Genomic DNA, 14729 nt, shown 5'->3' with positions numbered 1-14729 from the left:
TCGAGGCGGCATGAAGCGCGCCCACCCCAACCGTGATGACACGATCGCAATGGCCGCGGGCATGATGCCGAGCGCACCCGCGGTCGGCGCCAGCCCGCAGGCGACCGAGCTCGCAACCTGCACCCCGCCGCAGAGCAAAAGCGCGGGCTGGATTCCTTCGGCGCAGAACGTCTGCGATGCCAGCGATCCCGGCGGCCTGATAGGCTGGAGATGGCACCATGTGAGCTATGGTGCGATCCAACCTCAAAGACGGCTTTCGATCACGCAGGCGGCACGTCCAGCATGCGTTGTACCTGCTCAAATTCAGGTACTTCGTGGCCGATTCTTTGGCTGGACAGTGCAAGAAGCAGCTCGCGCGCAGCGCGATCTCGGTCTGTTGCTCGATAGAGCCGTGCCAGCGAGATCGTGGCGAGAAGCTCAAAAGTTCTTGTTTTTTGAATCCGGGCAATTTCAATTGCTTTTATGAGAGCTCTTTCTGCCTCAGCATTGTGGGACCCTCCACCACGTAACAAAAACTTGGCCCGGATTCGATGCATCTCTGAATCAAACCAGCGCTCGCCGCTCCGGTGAGTCTCTGCGAGTTGCTCGTCGAGGAGCTTGAGCCCGATGTCCGTCCGACCAGATTGCGTCTCTAACTCTGAGAGCAATGTCTGAATCAATGGCTCGAGCAGACGATACTGCAACCTCCTCAACATCGACAGGCCATCACGGACTCCGGCCTCACCATCGGGATCACCTCCGTGCCAGCGGGACCAGCCGAAGAAGAATGTGCTGTCTGCTATGCGTACGGGAACACTATGTTCGCGGGCGAGGTCCAGAATGGTCTTGGCATGCGACCTGACGTCGATCTCATTGCGCCGCATACTCGCGAGGATGCACGCAACGTGATGCGACACCATAACGCTCGGAACGTGCCCAATCTCTTTAGAAAGGGTAAGGGCCTGCTGCATGATGCGCTCAGCCTGACGGACCTCCCCCATCGGCCAAAGCACCGTGGCGAGGCGCGACATGGCGATTACGCCGGGATCGTAACCAAACACCTCGGCAAGAGCAGAGTCTCTATTGCGATCGTACACGTCTACGGCTCTCTCGAGATGCATGCGTGCGGCGGGGTAATCGCCCCGGAACCATTGCGTCACTCCGAACACGCAGTGCGCCACGCCGACTTCGCCAGGCGTCGAAACACTTTGCACGTCGGATAAAAATGCCTCGGCAACCTCCTCCATGGGTGCAAGATCCGCGCGCGAAAAGCTTCCCGCCCACATGCCAAAGTAAGCGGGGAATCTTGCGGAAATTTCTTCGACTGAAGCCGCTAGTGCTCGTGCTTCGGCAAAAACCGTGACTGTCTCGGTTAGACCGGTCCCTCGACCATGAAACAGGGCGTAAGCGTAGGCGGTATGGACCCGCAGTCGCCGCAATCGAAGCTCCGGGCTGTCATGCAACGCCGCGTACAACTTCAATGATTTTCTGTAGTGATCGATTGCTTCGCTATAAGCTGAGCGGCGCGTCGCGAATTCTCCCGCTTTTCCCCACCATTCAGCGGCAACTTCATTGAGCCCTGCGTTTGAAAAATGGTGGGCTATGACCTCCGGTTGGGTGTCGATGGCCGTTGGGAAATGATCGCGCAAGGCTTCGGCAATGTTCTGGTGGATAGTTTGCCGCCGCCCCTTGAGCAGGCTCTCATATGCAGCATCTTGGATGAGCGCGTGTTTGAAGATGTAGATCGCGTCCGGCATCTCGCCGCGGCGAAAGATAAGCTGTGCTTGCTCTAGCTGGAAGAGACCGTTTCTCAACGTCGCATCATCGTGCCTGGTCAAAGCGCGCAGTAACGAGTAAGAAAATTCGCGTCCGATCGCAGCACCCAGCTGGGCAATCTCCTTCACAGCTGCAAGGTGGTCGAGCCTTGCCATGAGCGAGTCGCGCAAAGTTGTTGGTATGGCCAATGGGGCGATACCCTTGCCACTTTCGGCCGGCATACCGCCCTCGAGTACTGCCTTAGTTAATTCTTCGATAAACAACGGATTCCCGTCAGTCTTGGCGACGATCTGATCAACGACCTCAGGCGCCAGTAGAGCTCCGGCAGATACCTGTGAGATGATTTCTTCCACGTGGGAGCGCTCTAGACGAGCGAGAGTCAAGGCCGTGACGTTCGATAGACCTTCCCACGGCGCATGAAATTCCGGCCTCGACGTGAGAACGGCAAGAATCTGCAGATGACGTAGACGATCTACAGCTAGGTCAATCAACTCCATTGAGCTGGCATCGGCCCATTGAGCGTCCTCAAAGATCCAAAGAAGAGGCGTCTTTTCCGATAGAAACTCCAGGTGATCTAAAAGCGCTGCGAAGGTCTGCCGTCGCTGCTGTTTTGGTGTCAACTTGAAGGCCGGATAGTGCCCGGTGGTGGGAATGGAAAGCAGCGCTGCGATTAGTGGAACTGCTCTTGTCGCCTTCGCGCTGGTCGCGAAGGCTTGGCCAATTTTGTCCAGTCGTTCAGAGATGGTATCGCGCGATTGGATCCCGGCGGCGCGCTCGATTTGAACGATGAAGGGACGAAGCGCGCTGTCGGTGTGCTGAGGCGAGCAAAAATGGCGCAGGGACGTGTGCGGCTCTCCTGCGAGCTCTTCCAGCAACGCTGCGGTGAGGCGTGATTTGCCGATTCCGGCTTCACCAGAAAGCAGCACCACCTGTCCTTCGCCGCTCTTGGCCCGTGTCCAGGATTGCAGGAGCTGTTGAAGCTCTTCCTGCCGTCCAACCAGGGAATTCAGGGTGCCCGGATGCATCGCCTCGAAGCGGCTCTCGACAGCACTTGCACACACGACCGCGAACGCCCGTACCGTCCCCGGGATACCCTTGAGTTCTCGTGACCCAAGATCCTGCAGCTCAAAGAGATTACCAAGAAGCCGACGGGTGCTTTCAGCGATGACCAGTGTGTTGGGCGCGGCGAGTGTTTGGAGGCGTGCCGCTAGGTTTGGCGTCTCGCCGATAATCTCGTGCCTCTGCTCTTGGCCTGACCCGACAATATCCCCGACTACTACCGTTCCAGTGGCGGCGCCAATCCGCACCAGCAAGCGCGCTGGTGCTGGTAGCAATGCAAGTGCATCAATCAATGCGAGGGCGGCCCGCACTGCACGCTCAGCGTCATCCTCATGAGCCTGCGGGTAGCCGAAATAGATCAATGCGCCATCACCCAGATATCTGGCGACAAACCCTCCAAAGCGGCGCACGTTCTCGGCGACGCAGCGCTGATAAGCCGAAATTATCTCCCGAAGGTCCTCAGGGTCCATGCGGGCGGAGAGCGCCGTCGAGTCCACGAGGTCCGAGAACATCACAGTGATCTGGCGGCGCTCGGCGGTATCTTGGGCCGCTTCTTTGGCTAGCCGAGGAGCGCCAGATAGCGGCGTTGGGATGCTCGCTTCACCGCGCAAGGCCGCGATCGCGTCGAGCAGCTTTCGGCGGTTTCCTACTGATCCGACACCGAGATCCTTCAAGTCCTCGGCCGTCAGACTCGGCAGGACCGTGTCGTCGATCTCATTCTGGCGGAATGTCGCCTCATATTGCTCGAGGCCGAGTCTCCGCAACCAACCTTTGACGTCCATGATGCGCCCAGGTCTGCCTCAAGCTGGATGATCTCTCAATGGAGACCACCTGTCTAGTATAGCTTGGCCCAGACCCGATAGGTCAGGAGAGATCCATCCAGCTCTGAGACCGTCCATTGAGGCTGTTGGAGCTCGGTTAGCCAGGATTCGGTGTCACAAGCAGCAGCTGGGCACTGCACACCGAAGTACGGCCGACAATTGGACGTCGAGGCGGTCATCTGATCAGGAATGCGCGGCCATAGTGCTGGGGGCCGTGGCCCCGCCTTACAGCTGAACGTGCGCAAACTGGCATCGACCACCGTCTCAGGGTACCACTCGTAAAAGGTCACGAAGGTGGCGCCGTAACACCGGTAATTGCAAGGCAACCGGCAGCGCCTCTCGTGCCAACCGGCGGACTCTTCTGAAGCACACCAACGAAGGCATCCTGGACGCCGCTTATGAAGAGGCCGGTCCGACCGATGGCCCACCGATGCTGGCGGCGCCCGGCTATCGCGTGCTGGTGCCCTATTTGCGTGGTTACGGCCCGACGCGCTTTCTTTCCAACGAGACTTTCCGGAACGGCCCAACCATCGGCGCTTGCGATCGACCTTACCGCCTTCATGATGCGCTGACGATCGACAAAGCGATTCTCGCCGGCTTCGATTGGGGCGCGCGTTCAGCCGACATCGTTGCGCCGTTTGGCCCGACCGCGTCAAAGCACTCGCCGCCGTTTGCAGGTACCTGATTTCCCGGAGAGCGGATCACGCGCCGCACGACGCGTTGTCGGCGAGCTTCACGGTCACTAGCGCCCGTCGACTGCAACAAGCGCGAAGTCTGCAGCTAGTGTGGAAGCCGACGTGCCACGCCAACCCCCAATCCTTGGAGTTGCCCGCGAGACGATCCTCCATCTCACACGCTCGCCGCCGCTTCCCTATTTCCTAGCGCTTAACATACATGAATCCCAAGTCGGCAATTCGGCTAAGATTGAATTTTCCCTTCAGGGGCATTTCATGTTCGACTCGGCAACCACCGCGCTTTTGCGCGCGGTCCTCGAGGGAGTCTGCGAAAGCGTCTCGCACTACGAGATTGAAGCACGGACTCACGTGGCTTCGAAGATCCTGGAAGCCGCGACCAAGGGAGAAGTCTCTCCGGAGGAGCTCAGGCAAGTTGGCCGCGACGTCCTCTCCCGCGCGCCCACGATGTGGCGCTGAGCGGTCGAGGCGGGCGTGAATGTCCAGGTGACCGTCCTCAAGATCCTGGTGAGCTATCCGGAGGCTTCGCCGTGATGGAGGACCTCAGTGCGACATGGCCATTTTGGCGACCAGCGGACGCGACTGGGCGGACCGGACCAGGCGGCTCGCGGCACGGTCCCGGATCTCGACATCTGGTCACAAGCGTTGGTCGAACGCATCAGCGGCGGCTGCTAGATCACGTCCAAGGGACGGACAGTGCTCGAATTCATGGAAGCCCGCTCCGCTGCGAACTTCCACGCGCTTTCAGTTGAGCAGACGATCGTGTCTTCGCCGACGCCCGTTCCTCCGCTGCGACAGCCCGCCGATCGGGCCAAGCGGCGCCGCGAACGACGTGAACGTCGTCGCGTGGCGCGCGAAAGGGCGAGGGCAATCGCCACAAAGTTCATCGACACGCTACTCTACAGTCAGTCTTCGAAGGCCGCGATGTTCCAGTATTCACTCGATCTGTTGCGTCAGCGCTATGTCGTCGAGAAAAGACCGCTCGAGGCCAGCGTCGAGCAGATCTTGCGGGCCGACACCCGCGCGGGAGCTCGCGCCATCCTGGCTGCAATCGATAAACGGCGCTTCGAAAACAGGTCCGAAGGGCAGCGGCTCCGCAAGATGCTCCGCTTCGAGACCTCTCTTTGGGAAAGTGGCCAACCTGCCGTGGCAGGCGTGGACGAGGCCGGAATGAGCCCTCTCGCCGGGCCCGTCTCCGCTGGCGCCGTGATCCTGAAGCCCGGCACGCGGATCGTCGGAATCGACGACTCGAAAAAACTCGACGCCGCGGCACGCGAAGAACTCGCGAAAGAGATCAAGGAAAAGGCAGAGTGTTGGTGTGTGGCGTTCGTCGAGGTCGAGGAGATCGACGCGATCAATATCTATTGGGCGGGTATCCATTCCATCCCCGAGCTCGACCACATGCACTGGGGCGTGCTGATGGCCCGCAAGGGCGGTGTCCCTCCCGAACGGGTCCTGAACGCGATGACGCTTCCGGAGATCACGCGCTACCTCCGCCAGAGGCGGCGCTCGCTCGCCCGGGCCGCCTGATGCCGCAGGGACACGATCTCTCGCTCGAGGGAAGGGTAGTGGCTGTCGCCGCCCACCGCGGGCACCACTTCAGCAAACCGACCCGGGACTGCATTGCGTTGGTGGAAGGCCATGGCGTGGAAGGAGACGCCCACGCCGGGGCGTTCGTCCGGCACCGCTTTCTCGCCCGCCGACGACCCCGCCTGCCCAATCTCAGGCAGGTCCACCTGATCCCCTCCGAGCTGTTCGCGTACCTCGGCAAAGCTGGCTTCTCAATCGCAGCGGGAGACCTCGGCGAGAACGTCACCACTGCCGGCCTGGATCTGGAGCGAATGCCGCTCGGCACTTTCATCGAACTGGGGCCCACGGCCATCGTCGAGTTGACCGGTCTCCGGACGCCCTGTGTCCTCATCGACCGCTTCCAAGCGGGCCTTAAACGGCACGTGCTCTCGTCGGCGGAAACGGGCCCTCCATTCAAATCCGGGGTGCTGGGCGTGGTTCGAGCCGGCGGACTGGTCGCGGCGGGCGATGCCGCGCAGGTTCGGCTTCCGTCCTGCTCGCTTCGGGCCTTGCCCGCTATGTAGAAGGACCCGGCCATGGCCCGAAAATCGACCCTGCCTTATCGCCTGCAGCCCATGCTGGCCACGCTGACCGATTCACCGTTCGACGATCCCAATTGGGTCTTCGAGGACAAATTCGATGGTTTCCGCATGGTCGCGGAAATCCGGCGTGGTCGGGTCGCGCTCTACAGCCGCAACGGGAAGATCATCAGCCGCTCCTACGTCGAGGTCGCGAAAGCACTTGAGGACGTGAAGGCGGACGCCGTGATCGATGGCGAGCTCGTCGCGATCGGGAAGGGACGGTGCATCCCATTTCCAGTTGCTTCAAAACGCCCTTCGCCACAAGGCCAAGCTTTTGTACTGCGCGTTCGACCTTATGTTCGCAGACGGCGAGGACCTGCGCGCGCTGCCGCTCCTCGAGCGCAAGCAGCGGCTTAAGGCCGTCCTGCCCCGCCACAAGCTGATCGCGTTCAGCAACCACCGCAAAGGCAAGGGAACGAAGTTCTTCGCAGAAGCCGAGCGGAGACATCTCGAAGGCATCATGGCCAAGCGCGCCGACAGCCCATACGCGTCCGGACGCCGGACCGCCGATTGGCTGAAGGTGAAGACCGCGCAGCGGCAGGAGGTCGTGATCGCCGGCTTCACGGCGCCGAGGCGAACCCGGCCCTTCTTCGGCGCCCTCGTGCTGGCGGTACGCGAAGATGAGGCATGGCGGTACATCGGCCACGTCGGCACCGGCTTCAGCCACCAGGTTCTTGAAGAGCTTCACGGCAAACTCATGAGGCTCAAAACAGCCAAGTCGCCCTTTCTTGCCAAGGTGAAGGATGAGCAAGTCACGACCTGGGTGCGCCCTTCGCTGGTTGCGGAAGTGAAGTTTGCGGAGTGGACCAGCAAAGGCGAGCTGCGCCAGCCGGTCTATCTCGGCCTGCGGTCCGACAAGAACGCCAAGGACGTCGTTCGCGAAAAGAAGTGGTCGCGAACATGACGCCGCGAGGGTACGCCCTGATCAGCCGGCGTCGCGCTCGGATGCCGAAGGCCACGGCGGCAGCGGCGGCAACCCGAGAGCCTTGCGTACAGGTCCGAACGATCTCCGGTGAGCTGCGCATGCGCCAAGCCTGGCGAGCGCCTCATAATGCGCCGGCACCGGGTAACCCTTGTGATCCGCGAATCCGTAGCCGGGGTGACGCACGTCGAGGGACGCGATGCCAAGACCTTGGTAGAGCCGCAGCACCTTCTCCGGACGAAGGCCGGGCACAGCGAGCATCTCGAGCACACCAGCGGGTATCTCCTTCCGCAGCTTTTCGAGGCTCGGATGGCTGCCCGTCTTGTGGAGCTTGGTGACGATGTCGGCGATCGCATCACCGACCCCGGGGATCTCCGTCAATCGGTCTTCGGCGACGAGCACGTCGAGAGGGACGGCAAGAGCCGCCAGGCTGTCGGCGGCTCTCGAATAGGCCTTCGACGGATAGGGGTTGCCGCCTCGCAGTGCGGTGCGCTGCGCGTACTCTCGCAGGAGACCTGCCACACCGCGAGCGTCGAGCGAAGGCATTCAACGAGCCTCCCGCTCCATGCCTTGCGGCGTCGCGGGAGCAAGGCGACCGCTTGGCCTGTCACTTGGCCGCCCATCGAGAGAGCTCTCGAGCTTCTGAGCTGTGCGGAAGTCCTCAAGGTGCTGGATATTTGGACCGTAGGCCGCTTCCTTCTTGAGGAGGTTGTAGATCCGGCCGACCACCAGCTGCAGATGCTTCGTCCTCCGCCTCGGCATTGATCTCGCCTTGCAAAGAGCTCGGACAGCGTAAGCCCGAAAGTAATCGAAAGCGTCTGACATTTGTCGATAACGTCTGGTCTCGCCTATAGTTCGGTTGCCGGCCATCACCCCCTGCTGGGGAGCCCGCCCCCCAAAAGTGTAGGGCGTATCCCTCCAGAACTGATGCTGCACCTTTGCACGACCGACTTGGCCCTTACTCGACGTCGGCCGACGGAAACGGCTCCACAAACGCCTAGGAACGAAACGCAGATGTGTGGCTTGGTCGCGAAAGGAGCCGCGCCATGAAACACTCCGGCATTGCAGTTGTCTTAGCTCTCGTCATCCCCTGCGCAGCGTTCGCTCAAGGTGGGGGCGGTGGAGGTGGCAGCGGTGGTGGCGGTGGCGGCGCGTCTGCCGGTGGAGGCGCTGGCGGTGCGTCGTCCTCTGCAGGTGCAGGTGGTTCGACTGCGGCATCTCCGTCCGCTACAGGAGCAGCGGGCGCTGCGAACTCAGGCGGGACCGTAAGCCCATCGGCTACTGCTCCAAATGCAAATACAAATCCAACCACCGGCACCACCAATGCGATAACCGGGATCTCCAACGGTCCGGCCGGCGCTCAATCCGGGGGCGATCAGGGGGCGGTCAACGGAAACAGCACCAACGCAGCAAGCCCTGGCACCAATGCTGCCGGAACCGCAACTTCATCAGGAACGCCTGCGACCAATACACAGGGAGCCGCCGCGGGCGGCATCGGTCGGCCGACGACCACCGATCAACACGATAGTGACGCCAAGATCGATCAGGAGAACAGCAAAGCCGACCAGACCGTCAAAAAGATATGCAAAAACTGCTGAACCAACGACGACAAAGGTGATGGACACAACCTTGAGATCGGGCGCGCCGATCGGAGGAACAGAGTGCAGCAGAGGAGCTTTCCCAATCTCCCGCCAGAATAGGATAAGAATAGAATGACCGAGAAATTTGATCCCGCCCCGCCGGACAAACACGCGCAAGATCCCAAGCGGAACATCCGCCGTGACAAGGCGAAGGATGACGAGTTGCAGAAGGGGTTGAAGGACAGTTTCCCGGCGTCTGACCCCGTCAGCAGCACTCAGGCATCCGAGGCGACCCCGGACTGACGCCGGGCTCGAATGCGATTGAAGGTCGACCTCGCGCCGTTGGGCCAACCCGGCGGTGGGCTTTTTGTGAGTTGCGTAGAGTGGCGAAGCGTACCAAGGCGCCTCGGTCTAAAGAGCCAGAGGCCCCTACCATGCCGGGGTTCATCGGACCCCAGTTGGCGACCCTGAAGATGAAGGCGCCTTCGGGATCTCGATGGATTAACGAAGTCAAATACGACGGCTACCGCATCCAGCTCCGGATCGACGGTGACGATCGCCAGGCTTACACCCGCAACGGCTACATTGGATCAGCAAGTTTTCGAGGATTGCCGCCGCCTTCGAAATCGACGGTCAGGCCATCGTCGACGGCGAACTCGTCGTCATCCACGAAGGCCGCACCAATTTTTCCGAACTGCAGGCAGACCTCGGCAGAGGCGATCAGGACCGCCTGATCTACTTCGCGTTCGATCTGCTGTGGCTCGACGGCAAGAATTTGCGCAAGGAGCCGCAGATCGAACGGAAGAAGCTTCTCAAAGATCTGATCGAGAACCACAGGCTCGAGGATCCCATTTTTTTAGCGAGCACCACGAAGGGGACGGGCAAGCTAGTGAAGCCAGCCTTCTCGACGGCAGAGATGTGCACGAATACGTCCTTACCGCCGTCCTCCGGCGCGATGAATCCATAGCCCTTGGTCGGGTTAAACCACTTCACGGTACCGATTGCCACGCTCGTGTCTCCACAAATGAACGGGTGCAATTTGCCAGAAATTGCTGAAAAAAAAGCCCCGCCAGCGAGCGGCTCTGGTGCTTGGTTGCGGTTGCGCTTCGTGTACGATCGGCGCCATCGGCGGCGGTTTTCCAGGTCGGCGCTACCGCTTGAAGGAAAGCCTTTGGTTAAGCCGATGTCGTTCATAGTGGCGGCCATAAGCAATATTTACATCGGGAGTATTGTTGTGGATTTGGACCTCCGACACGAGCTCGAAGACCTGATGGGCGACATTCAAAAACGCCAGCGGCACATTGAAGACCAAATGTTTCTGATCAGCATTCTGGACCGTGACGGTCATAACACCGTTGAGCAGCAAGCTGCGGTGAAGTTCGACGCAAGCAGCTCGCCTTGCAAATGGAACGGCAGACAAAGCTCCTTCAGAAGGCCACCCCGCGGTGAGTCGCCCGTCGTTCTCTGGCTGCGGAATGAGGAAAACCCGCCAGCCGATGCCAACGGCTTCCCGCCGCCAACGCGTGCTAAGCGAACGATCTGCGGAACGATTCCGCCTCGTCTCCGCCACGAGATCGACCAACACCGGCGAGCCAAAGGCTTGGCGCCAATCCTTCTCCTCATCCCGGTTGCGCCGATTAGAATGCTACCGCAGACGCACTGGCCCACATCTCGTCAATTAACCCGCCCATCCGCTCATCGCTTGAGACCCGACTCAAGGCAAAAACAATGAGTGCCGTATTCGAGCTGCTTTCTAGACTGCAGCTGCCACACTGGCTGATCGTCGCGGGAAGCATCTTGATTATCACGAGCGCGCTCGGTCTCCTCATAGCCCGTCGGAAATCATGAAACACGAAGTCCCGCTTGAGCAAGGAGTCGCAGTCAAACAGCTGCGGCGCGCAGCCAAACGTAGCCGTCTGAGCCAATCGACCTCAGTAGTGCTTCATGGGCGGGAGACAGACGCAAATCGCGAGTTTGCACCAGATCACGGCTCTGACGGTATCGTATGGTTTCTTATTGCCCTCAGCATGTTCATTGTCGCCCATGCAATCTGCGTGAGGATTGGCGCCATCTGAAGCGCCCCTGAAACAGGCTGCCCGGATCTCACGGCAGCAAAGGTGGTTCAGCCGCAGAGAAGGGGTGCGCAAGGTTGCTCCTTTGGGAGGCGCCCTCTTCAGCAGCCGGCGAGATTGTTTGGACCAAAACGGCGCCACTCCCATGAAGGCCCGCTGCGCCCTCTTCATCTGGCACAAAATGGAGGAAAGCTCCTGGTGAAGGCCTCACCCCCGCGGCATTGACCAAGGTGTGGCGCCTTCCCTCTCAAGGCCGGCAAGCTGTAGCGGCTTGCGCCTCTTGCATCCGCGCGGAATCAATCCACCATGGGCACCAAGTCGCGAGAGGTCATTTGGGGCGGCCGGATCATGGGCGCGAGTATCCGTGCCCAGGGAGCCCGAGAGCGCGCCCAGGAGGCCGTTCGCGAGGCTGACCGGGCGGAAGCTGAGGCGTGGTCCGTGCGCATGGAGGGCTACGGCGGTCCTGCCCAACCATCTCCGGCGATCGGCCAATGCCCCACGGCGGACTCGGCTGGCTGGAGGTCGAGTGCGCCCGCTGTAAGATGCGCGCCAGCCTGCCGCTTGACGCCATCCGCCGACCTCGAGATACGCCGCTCTGGAAACTCGAAGCGTCACTCAAGTGCCGGTCGTGCCGCACGCCTCGGTACGCGCCACCTGCCCGCATGATCAAACTTACCGAGACAAGGCAGGTCACGCCCTATAAGTGGGTTCATCCGACCGAAGAGCGATATAGCAGCATGACGAGATTTGCGACCGCGCATCAAGTTCGCGCTCAAGCGCGGCTGGCTCGCGGGCCGAAGTCCGGCCTGATTCGGACGGATCATGGGGCGCCGCACGCAGGAACGAGGAACAAAGCCCGCCGTATGAGCTTGTGAGTCTCGCCTGCTCGCCGCGGAGCTGGCGGAGTGGCCCCGGCCTACCCCCAAAAGCTCCCCCTGAGCCGGGGCCGCCTCTCCGGACTGAAGTATCGGAGTACGCGTATGCGTCTGTCGCCTTCGATCGTGCCGCTCGATCGTCTCGACCGCGAGATCTCGTCTTGGAGCACTTCGGCGCGCGGGCGGGGTGCGCTTGGCGGGAGACGGACGAGCAGGACACGGACGAGAAACGGTCCTGCGGGACCTGCTCTCAGGCCAATACGCCTATCCCCTCAAGATTGTGCTCTTCAATGCCATTGAGGGCTGGTCCAGGGACGCGACAGAGGACATTGCGAATGCGCTCGCCGACCGAGCCGCCCGCGAACGGCTGGACCTCTCACCCGCACTGGAGGCTTTCGTCCAATCGAACTCCTCGCGTCCTTTTGGCATGCAACTCGCATTGCCGCTGCGCGGCGTTGCTTAACTGCGCGCGTAGCTCAAGTGCCCTAGCCTAGGTACCTTCGTCATGAGGTTCTGCGCGCGTTGCGACAATATACGATGGGTGACCGCGCCTGCCCCTGTGGTGCTCCTGGGGAGCCCTGTCCGGTCTGCAACAGGACGGAGCGGGGCAATCCGGATGACGTGCCCGACATGCCGGATGGATACATCGTTGATACCAAGCGCCGCGCATAAACGGCCAGCCCAACATGAATAAGGAACCTTAGGCTTTTGCGGTTCCATTGCGCGAAATGATTCGCGCCGCCCGTCAATTTAAATTAAATGTGTTTCCACCGGGGCTGGCAGGATATTTCACTTAAATCGTTTTTACCCGGTTTATTTTGACCATGCGCTGGCCGCAGCGAGAACATCGCTGCGGCCTTCGTCTTTTCTAGACGACTTCACAGAGCGCTTGCCGCATGGGCTTGAAGGCATGATCTCCAAACATCGCGATCGGCCGCTCGCGGCGGGCGTCAGAAACATTGGGCGAAGGTGAAGAACCCGAGCCACCCCGCGATGGAACGCGAGCTATGAAAGCAAAAGACCCCAGCCCGGGGCTGGACCGGCTGAGGCCTTGCGAGGAGCGCACTCAGCACGGCGCCTCATTGTCATCTCAGCGTCGCAAGACAACGCGTCTTAATTTAGAGGAGCAGGTGTCCTGCGACCGCACCCCCAAACTGATATCGCTTATAATGCGGACCTTGCCGCTTTCAACGCGGATTCGAGCGAACCGCCCGGTCGAGTTCCAGATTTCTCAAGTGGCAGACCACCCCAATTTGCGATTCAGAATTGAGGCATTCCCCGCCCCGCTGCGTGAGCCTGCGCCATGATGGATTGTTGGACAGTAGCCCACAAAAGGGCGGCCTCAGCGCTGGGCGTAGCTGAGGCCGCTAGGGTCTGCTCCGGAGCTCTTGGGGGCACCGGAGCAGAGACCCCAATTTGCGAAATTGCCACTTGTTCCCGACTCGTAAAAAGCTCCGAAATTCCTTATCTTTCGCCCATGCGGATGACTTACGAGCTCTGCCTGGCGACCGCTGGCAAGCAGGTCCCCCTCAGGGCCGGACTGGTTCCACGAAGTAAAGCACGATGGCTACCGAATGCTGGTCATTCGGGAGGACAAGCGCGTTCGTCTACTCTCCCGCAACGGGACCGACTGGACCAAGCGCTATCCTTGGATTGCCGAGGCGGCGCTGAAGAACCGAGAGAAGCACTTCGTCGTCGATGGTGAAGCCATGATCCTCGGCATCGACGGCATCTCTGATTTCAATGCCCTGCACTCGCGCAAGCACAACCATGAAGTCCAGCTCTACGCTTTCGATGTGCTGGCTGTAGGTGGCGACGACCTACGCGATTTGCCGCTGCATTTGCGGAAGACAAAACTGGAGCGGCTACTGGCGCGACGACCGGACGGCATCACCGGGGCGCCTTTCGAGCGTGGCGAGATCGGACCTGACTTGTACCGCGCCGCGTGCCGTATGGGCCTTGAGGGGCTAGTCTCCAAGCACCGCGATCGGCCCTACCGTGGCGGTCGGCAGAAGCACTGGATCAAGGTGAAGAACAAGCAGCATCCAGCTATCGACCGGGAGCTATGAGCCGCCTAGAGCCGTCCGCGAACTTTCGCTGTTCTTCTGACTGATCCTCTCCGCCGTCGGTGCGCCGTGGCAATCCTTCGTTGCTCAGCTTCGAGCACGCGGTTGCGAAGGACTTCGAGTTCGGAAAGTTCACAAATGAGTGCGTCGAGATACTGGCGCAGGACATCGGCGCGAGCATAGTTACGCATGGAACGCCCCTGAAATAATCACACATAAAAACAAGGCCGCTAACACGGTAGAATGTGACCAGTACAGCGTTTGCATTTTATGGCGTCAAGATGCTTCTATCGGTTGCCGCGGGCGACTTTTCGCTCAAATGAAAGCCCGCCAGCGCGAACCGGCACGTCGCGATTCATTTTGCGATATTTTGGACCAAAGCAGAGTTAGCTCAACGGCTTAGGCCGCGATTCCGCGACGCTCAACGCGGGGGCGTGCCCACGCAGAGGCGGCCTTTATCGTGTGTTATGGTGCGCACTTAGAAACTGGTCGACGTTGTGAGCGTTCAGAGAACTCCCATGGACGATTCCAAACGACAGCCCCGGCAAGATGTGAAGGCCGCCATTCTCAAGACTAGGGCGGAAGTCGAACTGCTGAAGTCCACCATTGACTGTCATTCGGCGCACTGTTTGACCCCGCGTATTGCCGCATCAGCAAATGTTACCCTGATGGCACGGATGCGAAGTCGACTGGTCGGCCGCGCCATGTAGCTTTCCCGGCTTGCTCGACGAGAGGGG

10 protein-coding genes and 8 pseudogenes are annotated in these 14729 nt (G+C 60.5%); 12 read left to right on the top strand and 6 right to left on the bottom strand.

Features of this window, described 5'->3' with window-relative positions:
- Positions 1 to 260: 260 nt before the first annotated feature.
- Positions 261 to 3596 (bottom strand): adenylate/guanylate cyclase domain-containing protein, encoded by a 3336-nt coding sequence (locus IVA96_RS00260; protein WP_247414858.1) that lies wholly within the window; start codon positions 3594 to 3596, stop codon positions 261 to 263.
- A 469-nt stretch (positions 3597 to 4065) separates the two neighbouring features.
- On the opposite strand from IVA96_RS00260, the gene IVA96_RS00255 reads away from it, so the two are divergent.
- The 6 genes and pseudogenes from IVA96_RS00255 to ligD all read left to right on the top strand — a co-directional run bounded on the left by IVA96_RS00255 (position 4066) and on the right by ligD (position 7381).
- Positions 4066 to 4320 (top strand): alpha/beta hydrolase, encoded by a 255-nt coding sequence (locus IVA96_RS00255; protein WP_247276758.1) that lies wholly within the window; start codon positions 4066 to 4068, stop codon positions 4318 to 4320.
- Between the two features lie 265 nt (positions 4321 to 4585).
- Positions 4586 to 4786 carry a hypothetical protein gene (locus IVA96_RS00250; RefSeq protein ID WP_247414855.1) on the top strand — a complete coding sequence of 67 codons (201 nt, stop codon included), beginning with the start codon at positions 4586 to 4588 and terminating at the stop codon, positions 4784 to 4786.
- Positions 4787 to 4801: 15 nt separating this feature from the next.
- Positions 4802 to 5206, top strand: a pseudogene (locus IVA96_RS00245) (hypothetical protein); the annotation flags it as partial.
- 45 nt (positions 5207 to 5251) lie between these two features.
- Positions 5252 to 5857: a hypothetical protein gene (locus IVA96_RS00240; RefSeq protein ID WP_346015504.1), complete on the top strand. Its 606-nt coding sequence runs from the start codon at positions 5252 to 5254 to the stop codon at positions 5855 to 5857.
- Positions 5857 to 6420: an MOSC domain-containing protein gene (locus IVA96_RS00235; RefSeq protein WP_247414853.1), complete on the top strand. Its 564-nt coding sequence runs from the start codon at positions 5857 to 5859 to the stop codon at positions 6418 to 6420. Before IVA96_RS00240 ends, IVA96_RS00235 begins: the two co-directional genes overlap by 1 nt.
- 12 nt (positions 6421 to 6432) lie before the next feature.
- Positions 6433 to 7381: pseudogene (gene ligD / locus IVA96_RS00230) on the top strand (non-homologous end-joining DNA ligase).
- A gap of 21 nt (positions 7382 to 7402) precedes the next feature.
- On the opposite strand, the pseudogene IVA96_RS00225 reads toward ligD, so the two are convergent.
- The 3 genes and pseudogenes from IVA96_RS00225 to IVA96_RS00215 form a co-directional block, all read right to left on the bottom strand.
- Positions 7403 to 7594: pseudogene (locus IVA96_RS00225) on the bottom strand (ribonuclease HII); the annotation flags it as partial.
- 3 nt (positions 7595 to 7597) lie between these two features.
- Positions 7598 to 7945: pseudogene (locus IVA96_RS00220) on the bottom strand (DNA polymerase/3'-5' exonuclease PolX); the annotation flags it as partial.
- Between the two features lie 902 nt (positions 7946 to 8847).
- Positions 8848 to 9024: a hypothetical protein gene (locus IVA96_RS00215; RefSeq protein WP_247276764.1), complete on the bottom strand. Its 177-nt coding sequence runs from the start codon at positions 9022 to 9024 to the stop codon at positions 8848 to 8850.
- Between the two features lie 87 nt (positions 9025 to 9111).
- On the opposite strand from IVA96_RS00215, the gene IVA96_RS00210 reads away from it, so the two are divergent.
- Positions 9112 to 9282: a hypothetical protein gene (locus IVA96_RS00210; protein ID WP_247276765.1), complete on the top strand. Its 171-nt coding sequence runs from the start codon at positions 9112 to 9114 to the stop codon at positions 9280 to 9282.
- A 286-nt stretch (positions 9283 to 9568) separates the two neighbouring features.
- Positions 9569 to 9754: pseudogene (locus IVA96_RS35720) on the top strand (ATP-dependent DNA ligase); the annotation flags it as partial.
- A gap of 107 nt (positions 9755 to 9861) precedes the next feature.
- Here IVA96_RS35720 and IVA96_RS00200 read toward each other — a convergent pair.
- Positions 9862 to 9987: pseudogene (locus IVA96_RS00200) on the bottom strand (cold-shock protein); the annotation flags it as partial.
- A 142-nt stretch (positions 9988 to 10129) separates the two neighbouring features.
- Positions 10130 to 10561: a hypothetical protein gene (locus IVA96_RS00195; RefSeq protein WP_247276769.1), complete on the bottom strand. Its 432-nt coding sequence runs from the start codon at positions 10559 to 10561 to the stop codon at positions 10130 to 10132.
- A gap of 796 nt (positions 10562 to 11357) precedes the next feature.
- On the opposite strand from IVA96_RS00195, the pseudogene IVA96_RS00190 reads away from it, so the two are divergent.
- The 4 genes and pseudogenes from IVA96_RS00190 to IVA96_RS00175 form a co-directional block, all read left to right on the top strand.
- A pseudogene (locus IVA96_RS00190) lies at positions 11358 to 11779 on the top strand (hypothetical protein); the annotation flags it as partial.
- A gap of 252 nt (positions 11780 to 12031) precedes the next feature.
- Positions 12032 to 12389 (top strand): annotated as a pseudogene (locus tag IVA96_RS00185) (hypothetical protein).
- 1111 nt (positions 12390 to 13500) lie between these two features.
- Positions 13501 to 13995: a DNA ligase gene (locus tag IVA96_RS00180; RefSeq protein ID WP_247414851.1), complete on the top strand. Its 495-nt coding sequence runs from the start codon at positions 13501 to 13503 to the stop codon at positions 13993 to 13995.
- Between the two features lie 515 nt (positions 13996 to 14510).
- On the top strand, positions 14511 to 14702 hold the full coding sequence (locus IVA96_RS00175) for a hypothetical protein (RefSeq protein WP_247414849.1): 192 nt from the start codon (positions 14511 to 14513) through the stop codon (positions 14700 to 14702).
- Positions 14703 to 14729 lie beyond the last annotated feature (27 nt).

Source organism: Bradyrhizobium sp. 159 (assembly GCF_023073795.1).
In the GTDB taxonomy this organism is placed as follows: domain Bacteria; phylum Pseudomonadota; class Alphaproteobacteria; order Rhizobiales; family Xanthobacteraceae; genus Bradyrhizobium.
Note: the sequence above shows the minus strand (reverse complement) of the source record. Positions and strands in the feature narration are given on the sequence as shown.

Bases quoted from the DNA above. Each gene is read 5' to 3' on its own strand.
- IVA96_RS00260 (WP_247414858.1), bottom strand. From the start codon at position 3,596: ATGGACGTCAAAGGTTGGTTGCGGAGACTCGGCCTCGAGCAATATGAG.
- IVA96_RS00255 (WP_247276758.1), top strand. From the start codon at position 4,066: ATGCTGGCGGCGCCCGGCTATCGCGTGCTGGTGCCCTATTTGCGTGGT.
- IVA96_RS00250 (WP_247414855.1), top strand. From the start codon at position 4,586: ATGTTCGACTCGGCAACCACCGCGCTTTTGCGCGCGGTCCTCGAGGGA.
- IVA96_RS00240 (WP_346015504.1), top strand. From the start codon at position 5,252: ATGTTCCAGTATTCACTCGATCTGTTGCGTCAGCGCTATGTCGTCGAG.
- IVA96_RS00235 (WP_247414853.1), top strand. From the start codon at position 5,857: ATGCCGCAGGGACACGATCTCTCGCTCGAGGGAAGGGTAGTGGCTGTC.
- IVA96_RS00210 (WP_247276765.1), top strand. From the start codon at position 9,112: ATGACCGAGAAATTTGATCCCGCCCCGCCGGACAAACACGCGCAAGAT.
- IVA96_RS00180 (WP_247414851.1), top strand. From the start codon at position 13,501: ATGCTGGTCATTCGGGAGGACAAGCGCGTTCGTCTACTCTCCCGCAAC.
- IVA96_RS00175 (WP_247414849.1), top strand. From the start codon at position 14,511: ATGGACGATTCCAAACGACAGCCCCGGCAAGATGTGAAGGCCGCCATT.